The sequence below is a fragment of the uncultured Polaribacter sp. genome (genome assembly GCF_947503875.1).
Taxonomy (GTDB): Bacteria; Bacteroidota; Bacteroidia; order Flavobacteriales; family Flavobacteriaceae; genus Polaribacter.
Window position 1 is genome coordinate 583,445 of sequence record NZ_CANNFH010000001.1, and the last position, 6,419, is coordinate 589,863.

Here is a 6,419-nt window from a genome sequence, read left to right on the forward strand (position 1 = left end):
AAATAACGAAATTGCTAGAGTTTAAAAATTATTCAACTTAAAACCAAAATTAATATGGCTGATGAATTTGATTTGTTAGAAACAAATGCAACACAAAAAACAGAAAAAGTAGATGTAAATTGGGGAAAAGCAATTGACACAATGAAATCTAAATTGTCTCAAGAAGAAGATCCCGAAAAACGTCAAAAAATATTAAATGCTACGTTAGATGATGTGGTTGATATGGCAGAAAAAGACAGGTCTTCTTTATTAGACGCTATAAAAGATTTAACAGACTATCAGGATGAAGTTGGTATAAAGTTCGAAGGTTTTTCTGCTTTAAATGCAGCAGAACAAAAAGTTATAGACGATGCTCAAAAAGGCTTAGAAAGAGCAAGAATTGAATTAGAAGATGCGAAAAACAAACCAGATACTTGGTGGAATAATCTTTGGGGAAGAAAATCTAAAATTGCAAAAGAAGAGGTTGAGTTTGCAGCAGCAGAAAAGTTAAGGGCAGGAGCAGATAACAAGGCAAAAGCACTATTTCAGCAACGTATAGAAAGTGCAAATGTGCAAACTTTGTTGGGTGAGCTTTCTTTTAAATCTCAGGCAGCTGTTACACGTTTAAAAAATAGAGAAGTAGAAATTAAAGAAGTAGAAGAAAAGCTAAAAACTGCAATTGTAGAAGCGTCTAAAAACCATACCAAAGCTTTAGAACAAAAGAAAGAAGTAGAAGATAAATTAGAAGAGCAATACGCACTTTTAAAGCAATCGAGACAAGAGTTAGATGAAATTGCAGACAAGCAATCTACAGCCTATTCAGAAGCAATTGGTAAAGTAACAACTATAGAGCAAAAAGTAGAAGAATTAGAAGGGCTTAAAAATGCCTACACAACGTTAGCAGCAAGTAAAGATAGTTTTGTGCACAAACACAATTTAACTATTAAAGTGTTAACTTCTTTACGTTCTAATTTACAAACCCATAGAGCCAAATTAAAATCTGATACAGAGGAAAGATTAAAGTATTATGATGGTTATATTGTGGCTTTAAAAGCCAGAACAGATCAAGAATTTGCTGCAATTTTAGAGCATTTAGGTGTAAAAACAGATGAGCATATTGGTGAAACTTTGGCTTCTATGCATTCTGCAAGTGCCAGAGCAAGACAAGATATGATGGACAATATTCCTGTTCATGAAAAAGTGATGACAGGTGTTTACAGCACGTATGCAGAGGCTTTACAAGAAATTCGTGAGAAAGATGTAGACATTCAAAAGAATTTTGCAGACAGATATGGAATCGATATGAAAGAGATTTTTGAAGATTATTACAAAGCAGATGCAAATGCACCAAAAGGTAATAATGGTGAACCTGCAGAAACGCCAAAAAAAGAGTCTTCTTCTAATGACGATTTGTTAGGTTAATATTTTTTGGGCGTTCCCTTCTTTTGTGAAAAACAAAAGAAGGTCAGGCTTTCCATTATATCTTTTTTTAAACCCTGAAAAAAATCAGGGTTTAAAAAAAGGATGCCATTTCAACCTGCCTGCCGGTAGGCAGGTCTTTAACGCAGGCTTACTTATTAACAATTAGCTTTTTAGCTTAATTTTCTCATATTAAAAACAATGTAATTTATAAATATATTTTATATTTGTAAAAAATAAATATAAAATGGCAACATTCACATCTTCATTACCAGATAATCTTTTAGAAAAATTATCTGCTTTAGCAAAAGAGTTACAATTACCTAAAAATAGGTTAATAGAAAATGCTTTAGAATTGTATTTAGAGCAAGTAGAAAAGGCTAGTTATATTAAATCTTATAAGCAAGCAGCAACAGATAAAGATATTTTATTGGTTGCAGAAGAAGGTATGCAAGAGTATTTTTCAGAAATTAATAATACAGATTCTTAGTAAATGAAACAAGGCGAAATCTGGGAGTTGTATTTAAATCCTACAAAAGGGAGTGAACAAAATGGCAGGAGACCAGCTGTTATTATTAGTGGTAATATGATGAACAAATATTTACAAGTTGTAATTGTTTGTCCGTTAACAACCAGTATTAAAAATTACAAAGGCAATTTAATTTTAAAGCCAGATACAATTAATGGTTTGTTAGAAACTTCAGAGGTTTTAACTTTTCATGTGCGTTCTGTTTCTAAAACAAGGTTAGATAAAAAGTTGGGCAAAATTCCTTTGCAAGAAGTAGTAAAAATTAAAAAAACTTTAAACGATATTCTTAAATTTTAAAAATGATTACAACTCCTTTAGATTCTGCTATTTTAAACTCTAAAGAGCAATATGTTTTTTACCACAAAATGGTAGATTTTGTATTAAAAGAACTCATTGTAAGTGTGCAACAAGAGCAATTGTGCACGCAGCAAGAATTACTTGTTTTTAAGCAATATTCAGATTTACTTTTATATTCTATAGAAGCAATGCGTATAAAATATATGTATGATGAAGAGGATAATATGAAAGTAGATTTAACAGATTCTGGCTTTCCAAATTATTTAGAATTCAGGTATTTGTATAACGATTTAGAGTTGAGAAATCAGTATTTAGATAAATTAACAGATACAGATACTTTAAAAGAAGAGTTTTTAGATACTTTATTAAGAAAAAAACAATCTGTAAAAAGAAGTAGATTGTTTCAAGCAGCGTCTATTTTATATTATCAAACTGTAGATCAAAGATATATTTTTAACAGATTTGTACAAGGTAAAATTCTAGAAACACCCAACAATAAGAATGGCAATTTAATGATAAGTTGGAGTTTTTACGACGTTTCTAAAAATAGACCTTACATCTGTTTTATGTATTTTAATTATGATGGAAAACGAATTAATGATGAAAAAGGAAAAATATATCAAGCTTTAAAAGAAAGTGCAGATAGAGAAATGCCTTTAGATACAATGGCTTATAATATCGATAGAAAATTGCCAAATATTCAGCCAAAACACATCAAAAGAATCGATTTAGGGCCTTTTCATAATGTATTTGCAAAAGATGAAAACGAAATTACGCATGCTATTTTAGGCGGTATTGCAAGAAAAGAAATTCCTTTAGAAAGTTATGCATTATCATTAAAGATAGATGAGGTTTTTTCTGGAGAAACGTTTAAAGAAGTTGGTTTTTTCTCGAAACAAACCATGCAAAAATGGAGTGAACCTATCAAACAAAAATATGTTTTAGCACCACATAGAATTATACAATTATTACACAATAGAGCTCCAGAAGTTTTACACAAATTAGCTAGAGAACCAATTGAGTTGGCGAGTTTAGAGTAAAAAGTAATCAGTCTTCAGTAGGCAGTTTGCAGTCATCATTAGAGTAATTAATTTAAGAAGAAAAAATAAAAAAGAAAATAAAAAACATTAAGCAGACTCAAAAGTAGCATACACTGCCAACTGAAGACTGCTGACTGAAGACTCAAACTTATGAATCACAACACCACATTTCCTATAAAACAAAACGAATTAGATGTCTTAAGAGATGAAGCATCAGGTTATTTAAAATCTGTACAATGGGAGCAAGGCAACCGTGCAAAAAATAGAGATAAAGATGCAAAAAACGATTCTATTTTATTGTACTTGTCTAGAGCAAATAGCGGAAGTAATGTAGAAATAACATCTATTTCTAAAACTATTTTAGCGTTAAAAAAACGCTTGTTACCAGATTCTATTGCCATTCCTGTGTATTTAAATCAGACTTTATATGCAGTGCAAGAAGGCATTACTTTAGGTATTTGGATTAAAGATTCTTATTACGATTCTTCTGGTTTATCAAGTTTAAACGAACGTAAATCGGTTTTAGATAATTCAGAAAAAAGAGCATATGAAAGTAAGTTACAAACAGCAACTGCTTTTCAATTATTTGCAATTTCATATAAAATTTTACACGATTTAAAACCACATAGTTCTGACGATTTATCAGTGATGAAACAAAAATTTGCTGGTATTCCAGAGGTTTCATTTACATCACCTTTAAAAGGAATTGCCTGTGCTTTATTTTATTTTGATAAATATTTAGGACATCCAGATATTGTAAAACAAGACAAAGATGTTATCGATTTTACAGTTGTTTATTTTGAAGCTTTAATTGATGAAATTCAGTTAAGAAAAAGCAGTTTAGAATACATAGAAACTGTTGTAGATAGAACTTATAAATTAGAAAAATCTGATTTTGCAGTTTCTGGTTGGGACAATGTTTTTTCTGGAACAGCAAAAAGTATCGAATTTAATAAAATTCAGTTTGAGCAAATTGTGGGTAACAAAGATGCCAAACATTTTGCACGCAGATTAACAGAAAGAATGCTGAGTTACGATTTTGATGCAAAGAAAAATCCATTTCAAGAATTAGGTGGGTTTATGCCTGTTTTTATGGGATATGGAATTCCAGGAACAGGAAAATCTATGCTAATTGCAGCCATTGCAACGCGTTTAAAAGAACATTCAGGCAATTTAGACATTCCGTTTTTGTTTCATCCAATGCCAGATACTTTAATTAGTACTTTTCAAGGTGGTTCTGCAGAAAAAATGGTAGAATGGATGAAGCCCATGCAAGATCCAACAAAATTAATTTTTGCACCAATTGATGATGCAGAAAATAATTTACAAGAAAGAACTGCACAAGGCGTTTCTGCAGGTGTAAAAGAGGTAATAGGTGTATTTTTACGTTACACAGAAGGTGCTTACGCTGTAAATTACGGAAATTCTTCAATAGGACTTTTTACAAATTTGCCAGAAATGTTAGACAAAGCTGTTATTTCTAGAGTGCAAGGACGTTTTAAAATTGATGGTGCCAGAACTCAGCACGATTTTATAGATCAAGATTATATTTGGTGGAAAAAATTTGAGAAAACAATGCCAGATTTTGTGAATATGCAAAACCCTGCCAATTATCAGTTTTTAAAAGATCAAGGATTGTCAAAAAACATGGGCGATGTTTTAGGAGCTATAGAAAAACCAACGGAACAAAGAGTTTTAGAAGCTTATGAAAAAGCAGAAAGCCAAAATAGAACAAACGAACATTTGTTTTTTGCAAACTTGTATAAAGAGATTCAAAAGATTTTTCCATTCTTTTCTTCAAGAGATGTTAGAAATATACAATCTGCAATTTCATTACGATTAACAGATTTCGATTTAGAAAAAGACTGGTTTGAAAATCCTGAAACGTACTTCAAAAAAGATTATGAAACCAAATTTAATATGTTGCAGGAATTAATGAAAGCAAATATGAAAGGTTTAAATTTTTCTGAAATTAGAAGACAAGAAGTGGTACGTTATTTAGACAATGTGGCAACTATTGCAGATACAGATTTTAAACGAAAAGTAGATGCAAGAGTTAACCAGATGAATATCGATTTAAAAGCGAGAGAAAATTTTAATAATGACAACTAACAAAGTAAATAATGTTGTTTCTAAAACCATTTCTAAGTTTTGGGCAAAGTTAGAGCAAGTCAGTTTCGATTTCACCTTTAAAAACGGAAAAACGGAACGCTTGACTCATGAAGTGTATGGAAAATCAGATGGAGTGGCAGTTTTGTTGTACAATCCAACAACAAAGAAAGTGGTGTTGTCTAAGCAATTTAGAATACCAATGTATGTTGCTGGCGTAAAAAACGGATTTTCAATAGAAGTTGTTGGAGGAGCAATTGATAAAAATGAGTCGCCAGAAACAAGTGTTAGCAGAGAAACCAAAGAAGAAATTGGTTACAATATTTCTGAATTAGAAAAAGTAAGTACTGTTTTTTTATCACCTGGTTTGGTAAAGGAACAAGTACATTTATATATTGCAAAATATAAAAGTGAAGATAAAATAGAAAATGAAGGTGGAGGTTTATCTGAAGAGAGCGAAGAGATAGAAGTTTTAGAAATATCTTTTAAAGAGGCTCTAAAAATGATAGAAACCCAAGAAATTATAGATGCAAGAACCATAATGTTGTTGTATCATTTAAAAGTTAAAAATATATTTTAAAATTACGTTTGTCATTCCTGCGCAGGCAGGAATCCAAACTAAGTTAATTTGGAAGTCTATTTTTGTTGTAATCAGAATAATTTATAGGTTGAACAATGCTTATATATTGTTTAACGAATAAAAAAACAATTGAGTAAGCAAAGTCCTTTCCTTTGGAAAGGATTTAGGATAGGAAAATCATAGACGCAAGAACTATACTGTTGTTGTATCATTTGAAAGTTAAAAAATCACTTGAGTAAGCAAAGTCCTTTCCTTTGGAAAGGATTTAGGATAGGAAAATCATAGATGCAAGAACCATAATGTTGTTGTATCATTTAAAAGTTAAAAAAACAATTGAGTAATCAAAGTCCTTTCCTTTGGAAAGGATTTAGGATAGGAAAACCATTGACGCAAGAACCATAATGTTGTTGTATCATTTAAAAGTTAAAAAAACAATTGAGTAATCAAAGTCCTTTCCTTTGGAAAG

General features: G+C 30.8%; 6 protein-coding genes. All 6 read left to right on the forward strand.

Annotated elements, in window-relative coordinates:
* Positions 1-54 precede the first annotated feature (54 nt).
* The 6 genes from Q0684_RS02545 to Q0684_RS02570 all read left to right on the forward strand — a co-directional run bounded on the left by Q0684_RS02545 (position 55) and on the right by Q0684_RS02570 (position 5,953).
* On the forward strand, positions 55-1,401 hold the full coding sequence (locus tag Q0684_RS02545) for a microtubule-binding protein (RefSeq protein WP_299012459.1): 1,347 nt from the start codon (positions 55-57) through the stop codon (positions 1,399-1,401).
* Positions 1,402-1,645: 244 nt separating this feature from the next.
* The gene (locus Q0684_RS02550) at positions 1,646-1,888 is read left to right on the forward strand and encodes a ribbon-helix-helix domain-containing protein (protein ID WP_299012460.1); all 243 of its coding nucleotides are present in this window, start codon (positions 1,646-1,648) and stop codon (positions 1,886-1,888) included.
* Between the two features lie 3 nt (positions 1,889-1,891).
* Entirely contained in the window at positions 1,892-2,224 is a 333-nt protein-coding gene (locus tag Q0684_RS02555; protein WP_299012461.1) for a type II toxin-antitoxin system PemK/MazF family toxin, read from the forward strand.
* Between the two features lie 2 nt (positions 2,225-2,226).
* On the forward strand, positions 2,227-3,264 hold the full coding sequence (locus Q0684_RS02560; RefSeq protein ID WP_299012462.1) for a hypothetical protein: 1,038 nt from the start codon (positions 2,227-2,229) through the stop codon (positions 3,262-3,264).
* 150 nt (positions 3,265-3,414) lie between these two features.
* Positions 3,415-5,376, forward strand: a complete 1,962-nt coding sequence (locus Q0684_RS02565; RefSeq protein WP_299012463.1) for an AAA family ATPase — start codon at positions 3,415-3,417, stop codon at positions 5,374-5,376.
* Entirely contained in the window at positions 5,366-5,953 is a 588-nt protein-coding gene (locus Q0684_RS02570) for an NUDIX domain-containing protein (RefSeq protein ID WP_299012464.1), read from the forward strand. Before Q0684_RS02565 ends, Q0684_RS02570 begins: the two co-directional genes overlap by 11 nt.
* Positions 5,954-6,419 lie beyond the last annotated feature (466 nt).

Excerpts from the sequence above, each read along its gene's own strand:
- Q0684_RS02555 (WP_299012461.1), top strand. The coding sequence starts at position 1,892 with ATGAAACAAGGCGAAATCTGGGAGTTGTATTTAAATCCTACAAAAGGG.
- Q0684_RS02565 (WP_299012463.1), top strand. The coding sequence starts at position 3,415 with ATGAATCACAACACCACATTTCCTATAAAACAAAACGAATTAGATGTC.
- Q0684_RS02545 (WP_299012459.1), top strand. The coding sequence starts at position 55 with ATGGCTGATGAATTTGATTTGTTAGAAACAAATGCAACACAAAAAACA.
- Q0684_RS02560 (WP_299012462.1), top strand. The coding sequence starts at position 2,227 with ATGATTACAACTCCTTTAGATTCTGCTATTTTAAACTCTAAAGAGCAA.
- Q0684_RS02570 (WP_299012464.1), top strand. The coding sequence starts at position 5,366 with ATGACAACTAACAAAGTAAATAATGTTGTTTCTAAAACCATTTCTAAG.
- Q0684_RS02550 (WP_299012460.1), top strand. The coding sequence starts at position 1,646 with ATGGCAACATTCACATCTTCATTACCAGATAATCTTTTAGAAAAATTA.